Below are 14819 nucleotides of genomic sequence, written 5' to 3' on the forward strand. Positions count from 1 at the left end.
TCGGTGTCAGTTCAGGCTGGCGAAGGTCTTGTCCCCGGCCACCAGCTCCTTGAGCAAAGGCGCGGGTTCCCAGATGTCGTCGCCCGCCTTGCCGGCCTCTTCGATCGTCGCCAGCACCTTGGCCAGCCCGATCTCGTCGGCGTAATGCATGGGGCCACCCCGGAAGCGCGGGAAGCCGTAGCCGTAAAGCTTGGTCACATCGACATCGAGCGGGCGCTGCGCGATCCCCTCGCCCACCACCTTGGCGCCTTCGTTGATCATCGCGGCCATGTAACGCTCGACGATCTCGGCATCGGTGAAGTCGCGCGGGGTGATGCCCTTGGCGCGGCGTTCCTTGGCGATGATCTCTTCGACTTCCGGGTCGGGACGGCCTTTCGGCGTCTCGTCGTCGTAGATGTAATGCCCGCGACCGGTCTTGCGGCCCAGCCGGCCCAGTTCATAGAGCACGTCGCCCCATTCGCCGAACCGCTCGCCCGGCTTGCGGGTCGGCGCCAGCCGCTTGCGGGTCAGGTAGCCGATATCGATCCCGGCCAGATCCGCCACGGCATAGGGGCCCATGGCGAAACCGAACTCTTCCAGTGCCTTGTCCACCTGGAAGGGCGAGGCGCCTTCCAGCACCATGATATCGGCGGCGGTGCGATAGGTCTTCAGGATCCGGTTGCCGATGAAACCGTCGCAGACGCCGGCGCGCACCGGGACCTTCTTCAGCTTCTTGGTCAGCGCGAAGCCGGTGGCGACCACGTCCTTCGCGGTCTTGGCCGCGACCACGACCTCGAGCAGCTTCATCACATGCGCGGGCGAGAAGAAATGCAGCCCGATCACGTCTTCGGGGCGCTTGGTCATCGCCGCGATTTCGTCCACGTCCAGATACGAGGTGTTCGACGCCAGCACCGCGCCCGGCTTGCACACCGCGTCGAGCTTGGTGAAGACGTCTTTCTTCACCTCCATTGATTCGAACACCGCTTCGATCACCAGATCGGCATCGGACAGCTTGTCATAGCCGTCGGTCACAAGCAGCCGCTCGGACAGCAGCATGTCACGCGCCTCGGCGCCCAGCTTGCCGCGCTTCACGCTGTCGGCAAGGGTCCGGGCGATGCCGTTATGCGCTTTCTCGACCGATTCCGCGTCGCGTTCGATCAGCGTCACGCTCAGACCGCTCAGCAGGCAGGACACGGCGATACCGCCGCCCATCGTGCCGCCGCCGATGATGCCGATCTTCGACAGATCGCGCGGCTCGACGCCCTTGATCTCGGGCAGGCTGGCGACCTTGCGCTCGGCAAAGAAGGCATGGATCATCGCCGCACGCTGGGGCGTCTGCATCATCTCCCAGAACGCGGCGCGTTCCAGCTTCATCCCCTCGGTGAAGGGCAGCTTGGTGCCCTCGACCGCCACCTCGATGGCTTTCAGGTGGCAGACATGGCCGCGATTGGCGCGCGCCACCTTCTTTTTCAGCGCCTCGAGCGCCGCCTCGTCGGTGGGCGGCACCGACATTTCCGACACCCGGCGCACCGGCAGCCCCTCGGCCAGAACCTTGCGCGCCATCGCCATGCCGGCCTCGAACGGGTCGTCGTTCGACAAGTCGTCGGCGATCCCCAGCGCGAGGCAATCCTCGGCCGAGATCATCTTGGCCGAGGTGAAAATCTCGGCCGCAGGCACGATGCCGATCAGCCGCGGCAGGCGCTGCGTGCCGCCCGCACCGGGCAGGAGGCCCAGATTGACCTCGGGTAGGCCGATCCGCGCGCCGCGCAGCATCACCCGGTAATGGCTGCCCAGCGCGACCTCGAACCCGCCGCCCAGCGCCGTGCCGTGGATCACGCAGACGACGGGCTTGTCCAGCGCCTCGATCACGTTGATCGCATCGGGCAGATGCGGCTCGCGCGGCGCCTTGCCGAATTCGGTGATGTCGGCGCCCGCAATGAAGGTGCGCCCCTCGCCCACGATGACCGCGACCTTCTGCGGCGAGGCGGCGAATTCGCGGGCGCAGGCCACCAGCCCCTCGCGCACGGCGTGGCTGGTGGCGTTGACCGGCGGGTTGTCGACGCGGATCACGCCGATATCGCCATGGGCTTCGTAGCGGACCGGATTTTCCATCGCGGGCTCCTTTTCAGGTCTTCTTCTTGACGTTAGCGAACTTGCCCTTGGTCAGGGCGAACATCTGGGCACCGATGCGGGCGCAGGTTTCGACAAGATCCTCGCCCACCGCCCGGCGCCGGTCGGAATCCATCTGGCCCGACAGCGAAATGCTGGAGATACCGTAGCGCGGAACACCCTGCGCATCGACCACCAGCGCGCCGACCACATCGACCCCGATATAGAGCTGCCCCAGATCGACACCATAACCGCTGGCCGCGGCGTCGCGCACGCTGTCGATATACTCGTCGGCGGATTCGGGCGCGCATTGCCAGCGCAGGTCCACGAATTGCGCGCGCAGCTCGGCCTCGGTCAGCTTGCGATGCGCGGCCAGAATGCGTCCGACCCCGCCGGTATAGACCGGCAGCCTTTTGCCCAGCGGCAGGTCGACGCGCGTGACGGCGGGATCGAAAGCGCGCTCGATCAGCACGATCCGGTCCTCGGCGGTGATGTGCCACAGGCAGATCAGCACCTTGTACTCGATGGCCAGCCGTTCCAGCTCGGGGCGGATCAGGTCGCCGGGATTGGTGCCCAGCACCCCCACGGCCAGCTCGACCAGCCCCATCGCCGGTTGATAGGTCTTGTCATGGGCGTCGAAGCTGACCAGCCCCTCGGCGGTGAGCGTGCGCAGGATGTTGAAGCAGGTCGAGGGATTGACCCCGGTGGCACGGGCAATGGCACTCACGCCCTCGGCCCGGCCCATCGCCGACAGATGGCGCAGGATACGCAGCGCGTGAACCAGCGCGCCGACCGGACGGGACTGGATGATCTCCTCGTCAGCCACCCGCTTCTCCCCTTGGAATGGCATTTTGTATGAAGAATGCCTAGCCCCAAGGCGCCCCTCTGTCCAGCCGGATTCTTCGCTGGACCCGTCCGGAATGCGGGCTAGCTGAACGCGAGGCGCGTTGTAGCGAGGGAGACTGTCTTGTCCGATGATCCGATAGGGGTGCTGCTGCAGGCCGTCGCCGCGCAGAATCGACAGGCGTTTCACGATCTTTACGCCCGCACCGCGCCGAAACTTTCCGGCGTCCTGTACCGTATCCTCGGCAACCGTACCGAGGTGGACGATGCCATGCAGGAAGTCTTCATTCGCGTCTGGCAGCGGTCCGCTCAATTCCGTCCCGACAGAGGCATGGGCATGAGCTGGCTGATTGCCGTCGCACGCAACCACGCGCTGGACCGCCTGCGCGCCCGTCCCGCCCGCGCGGGGATGTACCAGGAAACCGCCCGCGACGAGGACGGGCAGGACCCGCTTGACCGGATCGCCGACCGCAAGGCGGGCGTGCTGGAATCGCTGGTCGCGCGGGGCGAGGCCCAGCGCGTCGTCGCCTGTTTCGACGCCATGGACGCCGAACGCGCCGCGGCGGTGAAAGGCGCCTATATGGACGGGCTCTCGTACAAGGAACTGGCCGAGAGGCATGGCATTCCGCTTAACACAATGCGAACGTGGCTGCGCCGCGGCCTGTTGAGCCTGCGGGAGTGCATGGACCAATGAGCGACATTTTCGAACCCGACGACTGGCCCCCCGACGACCGCGACGATCTGCTCGCGGCCGAGTATGTCCTGGGTGTCCTGTCCGGCGATGAACGCCGCAGCGCGCAGACGCGCTCGGAAACCGACGGCGCCTTTGCCGAGCGGGTGGCGCATTGGGAGCGCAGGCTTGCGTTGCTCAACGCCGCCTACGAGGAAGGGCCGGTCGATCCCGGCACGCTCGAAAAGGTCGAAGCCGCGCTGTTCGGGGAACCCGCCGCGACCCCGGAACCCGCCTTGGCGACCCGTCGTCAGGGCGCGGGCTGGCGGCTGTGGTTCGCCGGCGCGCTGAGTGCGGCGGTCGTGGTGCTGGCGGTGCTGTTCTGGCCGCAGCCCACCGCGGCGCCGCTGGTCGCGCGCCTCGATGCGGGCGAGCTGGCCTTCGACGCCAGCTACCAGGCGGGTGTGCTGCAGGTCGCGCATCGCGGGCCGGAAGCCGAAGAGGGGCGCGATTACGAATTGTGGTCGATCGGCGCCGATGGCGTGCCCCGCTCGCTGGGCATCCTGCGCGGCGAGGCGATCGAGATCCCGGCCGAGCTGGACGCCGGGGTGACGCTGGCCGTCAGCCTCGAGCCGCTGGGCGGTTCGCCCGATGCCGGGCCGACCGGGCCGGTTCTGATGACCGCCGAACTCACCCTCGGCGACTGAGGGCGACACCGCAGACGCACCACCGCAAACAAGGACAGGCGCCGGGCAAAGCCCCGGCGCCTTTTTGTTGGCCGGGCCGCGATCCGGGGTGACGCCAAGGCGTGTTGCACGAGCCCCATGAGCGCTCACGCTTCTGTGACCAACAATTTTCGTCCGGCTGAAACTCGTCCGGTTTCGCTTCGTATCTCGGGGCATAGGGCAATGAAGCCCGTTACCACAAATCGGAGAGTTCTTATGAAAACCCTTATCGCTGCCACCCTGTCGCTGACCACCATGACCGCCGGCGCCGCTCTGGCGCAGAACCCGATGGTGGGCGGCGCCGAGATGTTCCCCGACCGCAACATCGTCGAAAACGCGATGAACTCGGCCGATCACACCACCCTCGTGGCCGCCGTGCAGGCTGCCGGTCTGGCCGAGACGCTGATGGGCGAAGGTCCGTTCACCGTGCTGGCGCCGACCAACGAAGCTTTTGCCGCGCTGCCCGACGGCACCGTCGAGAGCCTGCTCGAGCCCGAAAACCGCGAGCAGCTGCAGACCATCCTCGGTTGCCACGTGATCCCGGGCGAAGTGTTCTACAACCAGCTGGAAAACATGGCGCAGGCCGATGGCGGCACGCACAGCTTCGAAACGGTCGGCGGCTGCACCTTCACGCTGGTTCAGGCCGCGACCGGCGCGCCGGTGACCATCCGTGACGGCATGGGCAACAGCGCCAACATCACCATCGAGAATGTCGACCAGTCGAACGGCGTCATCCACGTGATCGACACGGTCCTGATGCCGGCGATGTAAGTCCGGGTTACCGGACCATCCCGAACGGGCTGTCGCATGCCCCCAATCATGTTGGCAGCCCCAGCCCCGGCGTTCGCGCCGGGGCGTTTTCATGTCCGCTTGTCCGACCGCCGTTACGCGTGTCGGATGACCGGGTCGATCACCGGCAGGGGACCGCCGAAAACCATCTCAACCGCGCGCGCGGCAGCCAGCAGGTCCCGCTCGCCGCGCGGCTTGCCGATCAGTTGCAACCCGACCGGGATACCCGCCGCATCCAGACCCGCGGACACCGACAGCGCAGGCAGCCCGAGCACGGTGGCCAGGAAACCGCAATCCAGCCAATCCATGTAGAAACTCAGCTCTTTTCCGTCGATCCGGCGCACCCATTCTTCCTCTACCTTGTGCGGCATCGTGCCCACGACCGGGCATGCCAGCACGTCGACATGGGCAAAGACACCCTGAACCGCATCGTAGAGCCGCGAGCGGATCAGCTGCGAATCGATGATGTCGTCCATCGTCAGCGCCAGCCCGTCGCGCAGATTGCCTTCGAGCGTCGGCTTGAACCCCGCGCGGATCTCGGGCTCGATGTCGCGCATCAGCGTGGCCCAGAGCAGGCCGCGCTGGACGTAATAGGCCCGGCGCATCCCCGACAGGTCCAGCGTCACGATGTCGACCGACGCCCCCGCCGCCAACAACCGGCTCATCGCCGCGTCGATATGGAAGCGCATCTCGGGATCGACGGCGCTTTCGCCCGACAGATCGGGCATGTAGCCGATGCGTAGATCGGCAGGTTCGGCCCGGGTAACCGCGTCCCGGTAGGGCGCGGGATCGGCCGGGTAGGACAGCGGATAGCGCGGATCGAACCCGGTCATCGTGTCGAGAAACAGGGCCAGGTCCGTGACCGACCGGGCCATCGGCCCCTGCACGCCCTCGGTGATATAGCCCCCCTGCGCAGGCCCCCCCGCCACGAGGCCGGGACTGGGCCGCAGGCCGACCACACCGCAATACGCGGCGGGCGTGCGCAGGCTGCCGCCGTGGTCGGAACCATGGCTGAGCCAGGTCTGCCCCACCGCCAGCCCGGCCGCCGCTCCGCCCGACGATCCCGCCGGATTGAGCCGCGTGTCATGCGGGTTGCGGGTCGCGCCGAAGATGGCGTTGAACGTGTTGGCGCCGGCGCCGAATTCCGGCGTGTTCGTCTTGCCGATGACCAGACCGCCGCGCCGCTCGATCAGCTCGACCAGAGGGTCCGACGCCTCGGGCACGTAATCCGCGAGCGCCGGAGTGCCCCAGGTGCTGCGCACCCCCGCGACGGCCGTCAGATCCTTGATCCCCACAGGCAAACCATGGAGCGCGCCGCGCGTCTCAGAGGGCGGGGACAGCGCGCGCGCCGCCTTGCGGGCACGGTCGAAACAGGGCGTCGGCATCGCGTTGATGGCGGGGTCGGTCTGAGCGTGCCGCGTCTGCGATGCGGCGATCAGCTCGTCGGGCGACACTTCACGGCGGCGCAGCATATCGACAACCTCGACCGCGCTCAGGGCGCAGATATCGGGGCCGGAATAGACGGGGGTTTCGCCGGTCATGGCGATCTCCTTCGTGTCAGAACCCGAACGCGCGGCGCAGCATGTTGAGCGCCACCAGAATCAGGAACACGCCGAAGATCCGCTTCAGCAGAACGGGCCGCGTGGCATGCGCCAGCCGCGCCCCGAGCGGCGCGGTCAGCAGCGTCATCGACACCACGACAAGGAAGGTGGGAATATTGATGGCGCCCAGCGTCAGCGGCGGATGGACGGCAATCGGCAGAAAGGCGAACCCGATCACCGATGGCACGGCAATCATCAGGCCGAACCCTGCCGCCGTGGCCACCGCACGGTGGATGGCGACCCCGTGCAGGGTCATGAACGGAACGCCGAACGACCCGCCGCCGATCCCCATGAGCACCGACAAAAAGCCGATCAACGGCGAGGCCACGGCGCGGACGATTCCGCCGGGCATCTCGGGGGCGAGCTGCCATTTCTCGCGTCCGAAGGCCATGTAGAGGCCGACGATCAACGCCAGCGCGCCGAAGATTCCCTGCAGCGTGGACGAACGCAATTGCGCCGCCACGAAGACCGCAAGCGCCGCGCCGATCAGGATACCCGCCGCCCAGCTTTTCAGGATCGCCCAATCGACGGCCCCGCGCTTGTTATGGGCATTCAGCGACCGGGCCGAAGTGACGACAATCGTGGCAAGCGAGGTGGCGATGCAGATCTGCATCAGTTCGTCGCTGGCGAAACCCAGAAGCGTGAAGCCGTAATAAAAGGCGGGCACCAGCACGATGCCGCCGCCGACGCCCAGAAGGCCGGCCAGCACACCGGCAAAGGCGCCGATCAGCAGAAGCAGCACCAGCAACTGAACCAGCAGCGCGGGATCCATGGTCATGACGGGGTGTCTTTCGGTCTGGGGCGGACCCGGCTGACGACGGGTCCGCCCTTGGTGTCACAGGAAGAAGTTCTGACGACGCACCATGAAGCCGGTGTCGTAGAATTGCTTGTAGCCGGTCGCCTGCCGCACGTAGTCGTAATAGGCATCGACGAAGCGGCGGTGGAAGTCGCTCGTCTCCTTCACCTCTTCGATGACTTCGGCGCAGGCGGTCTCGATCCCGTCCCAGACATCGTCGGGGAACTCGGCGATGGTCAGATCGGGATTCGAGCGCAGCCTGTCGAAGGCCGCGAGATTCGCGTGGAACGTGTCGGCAGAGGACTTGTTGGCCTCGGCCTCGGTGATCGTCTCGACCATGAGCCGCTGGCTGTCGGTCAGCGCTTCCCAGGCTTCCATGCCGATCCCGAACTCGATGCCGCCATAGATTTCGACGGGCGACGGGGCGTACATGTAGCCCGCGACATTCTGCAGGCCGAACGCCAGGTCGTTGGACGGCCCCACCCATTCGGCCCCGTCCAGCGTGCCCGCCTGAAGGGCCGCAAAGATATCGCCGGGCGGGATCGAGGTCGGGTTCACCCCCAGTTTGCGCAGCACCTCGCCATAAAGCCCGGCGGCGCGGAAGTTCAGCCCCTGAAGATCGTCGAGCGAGGTGATCTCCCGCTTGAACCAGCCGGCGGTCTGGACACCCGAACCGCCTCCGATAAAGATCTTCAGGCCGCGGTCATTGGTGAATTCGTCCAGAAGCTCCTGCCCGCCACCGAAATACATCCAGGCGTGCATCTCGTCATAGGTCAGGCCGAAGGGCGCGGCGGTGAAGAAGGCATGCGCAATGTCGCGGCCCGAAAACCACGTGCCCGAGCCGTGATAGACCTCGGCGGTGCCGCTTTCCACGGCTTCCTGTGTGGCGAAAGGCGCGACAAGTTCGCCGGCGCCGAACACCTGAACGTTGATCGCCCCTTCGGATATCTGCGTGATGCGTTCGGCCCATCGCTGGGCGGAAACACCCGGCCCCGGCAGGCCACGCGGCACCGAGGTCACCAGTTTCCAGTTATGCTGAGCCTGCGCGCGGGCGATCGTCGGGGCTGCCAGAGCCGCCGGAGCGACCGCTGCGCTGGAGAGGAATGTTCTTCTTTTCATTATCTTGTACTCCCTGTTGTCTGCGCCGTTCAGTGGTAGATCGCGTCCGGCAACCATGTCGCGAGGTCGGGGACCAGGAAGACGATGGTCAGCGCGACCATCTGCAAGAGGATGAACGGCACGATCCCCTTGTAGATGTCGAGGGTTTGCACGCTTGGGGGCGCGACGCGCCGGAAGTAGAACAGCGCATAGCCGAAGGGCGGCGTCAGGAAGCTGATCTGCAGGTTCAGACTGATGAGAATGGCGAACCACACCGGGTCGACCCCGGCAGCCATCAGCGGCGGTCCGGCAATCGGCACGACGATGAAGATGATCTCGACATATTCGATGATGAAGCCCAGCACGAAGATGATGGCCATGACGACCAGCACCGCCGTAAGGCTGCCGCCCGGAAGCCCGTGCAGGAACTCTTCGACCATGGCTTCGCCATGCAGGCCCCGGAACACCAGCGACAACATGGTCGCCCCCAGCACGATCAGCGTCAGCATGGACACCATGCTGGCCGCGCTCAGCGCGACATCCCACAGACCACCGCGCCGCAACTCCTGGATCAGCGCGGCCAGCGTACCCAGGCTCAGCGTGACCAGCGCCCCAGTGCCGATCGCGGCCGTCAGCGGCGATGCCTGCGCCCCGCCCAGAACCTTGACCAGAACCAGCGCGAAGGCGGCCGGCAGGACCGCGATCATCAGCGCCCGCCGCCAGCGCGGCACCCCGGCGCGGTCCATCGCCGTCATCACAAGCGCGCCCGCAGCCCCCAGCGCCGCGCTTTCCGTCGCCGTGGCGATCCCGCCAAGGATCGAGCCGAGCACGATCAGGATCAGCAGCAGCGGCAGGACCAGTGAATAGGTCACTTCGCCCAGTCCGGGCCGGGTTCTGTGGCCCTGTTCGTCGCGCTGGATCACCGGCGGGCAGCTTTCGGGGCGGCGCAGCGCGGTGATGAAGATATAGATCAGGTACAGCCCGACCAGCATCAGGCCCGGGATGAAGGCCCCCGCGAACAGGTCGCCGACCGAGACCGGCTCGACCGCCCATTCCCCGGCCGAGCGCCGTCCGGCCTGATACGCGGACGAGATCTGATCGGTCAGCAGGATCAGCAGGATCGACGGCGGGATGATCTGGCCCAGCGAGCCCGAGGCGCAGATCACGCCCGAAGCCAGCGATCTGGAATACCCGGCCTGCAGCATGGCGGGCATCGCGATCAGGCCCAGCATGAAGATGGTCGCGCCGATCACCCCGGTCGATGCCGCCAGCAGGGCGCCCACGATCACCACCGCATAGGCCATGCCGCCCCGGCGGTTGCCGAACAAGGCGCCCGCCGTCAGCATCATGCGCTTGGCGATGTCGGACCGCTCCAGTAGCCCGCCCATCAGCACGAAAAGCGGCACGGACAGGAACACGTCGTTGGTCAGGATGCCGAAGGCCCGCGACGGGAAGGCCGAGAGAAAGGCAAGGTCGAAGACGCCCAGCCCGGCTCCCAGAAAGGCCACCAGCGTCGGCACACCCAGCAGGACGAAGCCCACGGGCGCGCCGGACAGGATGCCGCCCAGCAGCAGCACGCCCAGAAGGGCCAGAAGCGCCGCGCTCATGTCTGGTCATCCTTCCCGTACAGGCCGGGCCGCAGTCCGACGATCAGCGCGACGAGGGCGAGCGCGGCGAAAACCAGAGCCGTCACGGTCTTGAGAACGAAGAATCCCGGCAGCCCGCCGAGCGTGGGCGAACTTTCCAGCACCCGCCACGATGTCCGCACCATCGGCACCGCGTTCCACGCGGCCCAGGCCGAGGCCGGGAACAGCAGGCCCAGCAATGCGACGCGATCGATGGCGCGGCGCAGGCGTGGCGGGAACCGGCCGCTGAACACGTCCACCCGGACACTTTCATTGTTCAGGATGACCCCGACCAGCGGCAGCGACACGATGAGGAAGAACAGATAGGTCAACAGGTCCGTCGCCCAGGGCGCGCCCAGCGAGAAGACATAGCGCAGGGCGACGATCACGATCTGCACCATCAGCAGGGCGACGACGGCAAAGGCTGCAACCCCCCGCAGCGTCCCGGAAAAGCTGAGTCTCATTCGGGGTCCGGAGGGTTGAGTGCTCATCTCAGCCCCCCAGCGCCACGCCGTCCTTGCGCGGATCGCTGCCGCCGGTCAGGAGCCCGGTCGCGGCGTCCCGGCGGATGGCCTGCGCCCCGCCCATGCCGATGTCGGCCCGCGTCACGTCATGCCCCATTTCGGCAAGCTTGGCCGCGACGGTCTCGTCGAAGGTGCTTTCGATTTCCAGCTTGCCCGAGGTGATGTCGAGAAAGCTGCGCGGGGCGTCGATCGCCGCCTGCACATCCATGCCGAAATCGACAAGGTTTGAGACGAAATGCGCGTGGCCGGTCGCCTGATAGGCTCCGCCCATCACGCCGAAAGGCATCGCGTACTGACCCGGGACCTCGAGCAAGCCGGGCAGCAAGGTGTGGAGGGGCCGCTTGCCGCCCTTCAGCTCGTTCACATGCCCGTCCTGCAAGGTGAACCCGGCCCCGCGATTGTGCAGCGGGATGCCGAACCGCTTGGACGCAAACCCCGACCCATAGGGCCAGAACAGCGAATAGATCAGCGACACGCACAGACCCTCGCCGTCGACCACGGTGATATAGACCGTGTCCTTGTGAAGCGCCTCGGGACGGGGCGGAAGGGGTTGCCCCGCGCGGGTCGGATCGATCTGGGCTGCCATCTCGTCGATGGCCGCTTCCGACAGCATTCCGTCGAGATTGAGCGCACCCTGGCCCGGGTCGCCGATGAACCGGTTGCGCGCGGCATAGGCCAGCCGCGTCGCTTCGGCCTCGATATGGACGCGCTCGGCGCCATTCGGATCGAGGCTGGCGATATCGAACCGCTCCAGAAGCCCGGACAGCAAGAGCGCCGTCGCGCCCTGCCCGTTGGGCGGCAGCTCGACCAGGTCGTGACCACGATAGGCGCGCCGGATCGGCGTGACCGGCGTGGCCTCGGTGCGTGCGAAATCCTCGGCCGTATGCAGGCCGCCCTCGGCCCGAAGCGTGTCGAGGATGTCTTCCATCACCGGGCCTTCGTAGAAGGCGCGCGCACCCTCGCGGGCGATGAGACGCAGCGCCTCGGCCTGCCCGGGAGCGCTGAAAACCTCGCCCTCGCGATAGCTGTGCCCGTCACGCAGGAAATGGTCCCGCCCTGCGCCCTTCAACCGGGGGGCAAAGGTCGTCCCGTCGATGGCGGTGCGACGATGGACCGGCACGCCCTGTTCGGCCACGCGGATCGCCGGCGCCAGCACCGCGGCAAGATCGAGCCGCCCCTCCTGCGCGATCAGCCGGTCGAAAGCGTCGACAGCGCCCGGCACCGTCACGGCATGGATCGAATCGAGCCCCACCGCCGTCATTCCCTGCGCGCGCAGATCGGCGGCATCGAGCGCGGCAGGCGCGCGCCCCGACCCGTTCAGCCCCCGGCTTTCCCCGGTCTTCGCATCGTGGATCAGCGCGAACACATCGCCGCCCAGCCCGCACATCGCCGGTTCGCAATATCCAAGCACGACGGCACCGGCGACCGCGGCATCGACGGCGTTGCCGCCCTGCCCCAGAATGTCCAGCGCAACACGGGCCGCAGCAGGATGCGAGGTCGCGCACATCGCCTCGGTGGCATACATCGGCGCGCGTCCGGGCCCTTGATAGGAATGTGTCACCTGACTTCGCCTTTCACTTTGGGAGCGTCTGACCGCGACTGCGTGTCTTCGAAAAATTGCTGGAGAGAGATAAGCGCCTGCGCGATGTGCTCGCGCATCAGCCGCGCGGCGTCGTCGCCGTTCCCGGCCAGAACGGCATCGGCAATGGCCGCATGTTGCAGATGCGGACGCCGGAGGTCGGCATTGTAGCCCTCCATCATGTAGAGCGCGGCACTGTAGGGGGTGATCCGCAGCCGCGTTTCCTCGGCCACCGTCTTGAGCATCCGGTTGCGGGCGCCGTCGTGCAGATGGCCATGAAACTCGAAATCCATCTCCAGCGCGGCAGGTCTGTCATTGCGCGCGCTCAGATCTTCCGAGGCCGCCATGATCGCGCGCAGCTTCAGCCGCTCGGCTTCGTTCATGCGCACGGCGGCAAGAGAGGCACACAGCGCCTCGATCTCGCCCATCGCCTCGAAGGCTTCGCTCAGCTCGGTGCGGTCGAAGCTGCGCACGACGGCCGAACGGCGGGGCCGGATTTCGATCAGGCCAGAGGCGCCGAGCTGCCGGATCGCCTCGCGGATCGGGGTCCGGGACACGCCGAAACGGTCGGCAAGCGACAATTCGTCCAGCCGGTCGCCCGGCTTAAGCTCTCCGTTGAGAACAAGGTCAGCGATCTTCTGGCGCAAGGTATGGGGCATGATGTCTCCTGTCCCATTACGCTAAACCGGCATTTTGTATTCTGTAAAGAAAAATTGCATACAAGAATTTCATTTGTGATACAGGATGGCAAAATACTGATTTAATTGGATTTTTCCAGTCCATGCCCGGTCGAGCGCAGAATTCGCGTGGTGGCCGGATGCGCGGGGGGAAGACTTCAGCGCCCTTTCGGGACGGCGCGACAGGTCCGCACCGGACCGCTGACAGCGTTAGGGCCACCCTCGCTGCGGCGAGGATGGCCCCTGTTCAGATCGTAACGCGGTGTGGCTCTGCGCGTCTCGGTGCGCCGGAGCGGAGTGCTCAGTCCCGGGCGGCGGCGCGGCGCCGGCGCTGAAAGGCCCGCAGCAAGGGCCATAGAATCAGTCCCAGCGTCGCCACGGCGATCACCGCCGAGATCGGGCGCGTCAGCAGCTCGGTCGCATCGCCCCGGCTGATCAGCAGCGCGCGGCGCACGCTTTGCTCGGCCATCGGGCCCAGGATCAGGCCCAGCACCACGGGCGCCAGCGGGAACGACAGCTTTTCAAGCAGATAGCCGGCAAGACCCGCAGCGAACATGACCCAAAGATCGACCACGCGACCATTGATGACATAGACGCCGACCGCCATCAGAACCAGGATCATCGGCACCAGCAGCACCCCCGGCAGGCGCTGAACCTGCGCGAAGACGCGGGTCGCGGCCGCGCCCCCCACCAAAAGGATCAGAAGCGAGGTGATCAGCATCTGAGCCATGAACCCGCCAACCAGCGCCGGGTTCTGGTGGAAAAGCTGCGGCCCCGGCTGCAGCCCGTGGATCAGAAGCGCACCAAGAACCAGCGCCGCCACCACGTTGCCCGGAATCCCCAGAGCCAGCGCCGGGATCATCGAAGCCGCGTTGTCGGCGTTGTTGCCGCATTCCGCCGCCGCCACGCCCTGCGGGTTCCCCTTGCCGAAGCTGTCGGGGTCCTTGCTGGCGCTTTTCGCCGCGCTGTAGCTGAGGAAAGCCGCGATATTGCCACCCGCGCCGGGCAGGATGCCTACGCCGATGCCGATGAAGGACGACCGCATCCAGGTGGGAACCATGCCCCGGATCTCGGCCCAGCCGAGCCGCGCCCGGCCCAGTTTCAGCGCCGCCGCCGAAAGCCCCTTCAGGTCCGCCTGCTCGGCCAGCGCGATGACCGGCGGCAAAGCGTAGAGCCCGACAAGGATCACGATCAGATCCAGCCCGCTCAGCAGCCACGGTTCGCCGAAGGTGAAACGCGGGATCCCCGACAGGTTGTCCAACCCCACGGTGCCCAGAAGCAGCCCCAGCACCGCCGCCATCAGCCCCTTCAGCGCGTCGTCGCCGACCAGAACACCGATCGAGGCCATGCCGAACATGGCGATCCAGAAATACTCGGCCGGGCCGAAATGCAGCGTCGCGCGGGCCAGAAGCGGGCCGATGGTCATCAGCGCCAGCGCCGAGGCGGTGCCGCCGATGGCCGAGGACCAGCAGGCGATCTTGAGCGCGCGGGCGGCCTCGCCGCGCTGGGTCATCGGGAAGCCGTCGAAGGTGGTGGCAATGGCGGCGGGCGTGCCGGGGATCCGCATCAGGATCGCCGGAATCGCCCCGCCATACATCGAGCCGTTATAAATCCCCGCCACCATGCCGAGCGCGATAAGCGGCTCCATCGAATAGGTGAGCGGCAGAAGAAGCGCGATGGCCATGACCGGGTTCAGGCCCGGCAGCGCGCCGATCAGCACGCCCAGAAGCGACGCGCCCAGCATCGCCGCGACCGAGCCCAGCGACAGGACCGAGCCCGCGATCTGCGTCAGAAGTTCCATGTC

At 66.8% G+C, this 14819-nt stretch carries 13 protein-coding genes; 3 read left to right on the top strand and 10 right to left on the bottom strand.

Annotated elements, in window-relative coordinates:
• Window positions 1-6: 6 nt before the first annotated feature.
• On the bottom strand, window positions 7-2091 hold the full coding sequence (locus C4N9_RS21075; RefSeq protein ID WP_109535321.1) for a 3-hydroxyacyl-CoA dehydrogenase NAD-binding domain-containing protein: 2085 nt from the start codon (window positions 2089-2091) through the stop codon (window positions 7-9).
• A gap of 13 nt (window positions 2092-2104) precedes the next feature.
• On the bottom strand, window positions 2105-2914 hold the full coding sequence (locus tag C4N9_RS21080; protein WP_168192311.1) for an IclR family transcriptional regulator: 810 nt from the start codon (window positions 2912-2914) through the stop codon (window positions 2105-2107).
• 141 nt (window positions 2915-3055) lie between these two features.
• On the opposite strand from C4N9_RS21080, the gene C4N9_RS21085 reads away from it, so the two are divergent.
• The 3 genes from C4N9_RS21085 (at window position 3056) to C4N9_RS21095 (ending at window position 5097) form a co-directional block, all read left to right on the top strand.
• Window positions 3056-3625, top strand: coding sequence for a sigma-70 family RNA polymerase sigma factor (locus C4N9_RS21085; RefSeq protein ID WP_109535323.1), 570 nt, complete (start codon window positions 3056-3058; stop codon window positions 3623-3625).
• On the top strand, window positions 3622-4308 hold the full coding sequence (locus C4N9_RS21090) for an anti-sigma factor (protein ID WP_109535324.1): 687 nt from the start codon (window positions 3622-3624) through the stop codon (window positions 4306-4308). Before C4N9_RS21085 ends, C4N9_RS21090 begins: the two co-directional genes overlap by 4 nt.
• A 234-nt stretch (window positions 4309-4542) precedes the next feature.
• Window positions 4543-5097, top strand: coding sequence for a fasciclin domain-containing protein (locus tag C4N9_RS21095; RefSeq protein WP_109535325.1), 555 nt, complete (start codon window positions 4543-4545; stop codon window positions 5095-5097).
• A 113-nt stretch (window positions 5098-5210) separates the two neighbouring features.
• On the opposite strand, the gene C4N9_RS21100 is transcribed toward C4N9_RS21095, so the two are convergent.
• The 8 genes from C4N9_RS21100 to C4N9_RS21135 form a co-directional block, all read right to left on the bottom strand.
• On the bottom strand, window positions 5211-6656 hold the full coding sequence (locus C4N9_RS21100; protein ID WP_109535326.1) for an amidase: 1446 nt from the start codon (window positions 6654-6656) through the stop codon (window positions 5211-5213).
• 16 nt (window positions 6657-6672) lie between these two features.
• Entirely contained in the window at window positions 6673-7494 is an 822-nt protein-coding gene (locus tag C4N9_RS21105) for a sulfite exporter TauE/SafE family protein (protein ID WP_109535327.1), read from the bottom strand.
• A 57-nt stretch (window positions 7495-7551) separates the two neighbouring features.
• On the bottom strand, window positions 7552-8631 hold the full coding sequence (locus tag C4N9_RS21110; protein ID WP_168192312.1) for a TRAP transporter substrate-binding protein: 1080 nt from the start codon (window positions 8629-8631) through the stop codon (window positions 7552-7554).
• Between the two features lie 29 nt (window positions 8632-8660).
• Window positions 8661-10217: a TRAP transporter large permease gene (locus tag C4N9_RS21115; RefSeq protein ID WP_109535329.1), complete on the bottom strand. Its 1557-nt coding sequence runs from the start codon at window positions 10215-10217 to the stop codon at window positions 8661-8663.
• A complete protein-coding gene (locus tag C4N9_RS21120) occupies window positions 10214-10699 on the bottom strand; it encodes a TRAP transporter small permease subunit (protein ID WP_168192313.1) in 486 nt (161 codons plus the stop codon). The genes C4N9_RS21115 and C4N9_RS21120 overlap by 4 nt, the downstream gene beginning before the upstream one ends.
• Before the next feature lie 28 nt (window positions 10700-10727).
• Window positions 10728-12266 carry a gamma-glutamyltransferase family protein gene (locus C4N9_RS21125; RefSeq protein WP_109535362.1) on the bottom strand — a complete coding sequence of 513 codons (1539 nt, stop codon included), beginning with the start codon at window positions 12264-12266 and terminating at the stop codon, window positions 10728-10730.
• Window positions 12267-12316: 50 nt separating this feature from the next.
• Window positions 12317-12997: a GntR family transcriptional regulator gene (locus C4N9_RS21130; RefSeq protein ID WP_109535331.1), complete on the bottom strand. Its 681-nt coding sequence runs from the start codon at window positions 12995-12997 to the stop codon at window positions 12317-12319.
• A 319-nt stretch (window positions 12998-13316) separates the two neighbouring features.
• A complete protein-coding gene (locus tag C4N9_RS21135; protein WP_109535332.1) occupies window positions 13317-14816 on the bottom strand; it encodes a tripartite tricarboxylate transporter permease in 1500 nt (499 codons plus the stop codon).
• Window positions 14817-14819 lie beyond the last annotated feature (3 nt).

This window comes from Pararhodobacter marinus, from assembly GCF_003122215.1.
GTDB classification, from domain to species: Bacteria; Pseudomonadota; Alphaproteobacteria; order Rhodobacterales; family Rhodobacteraceae; genus Pararhodobacter; species Pararhodobacter marinus.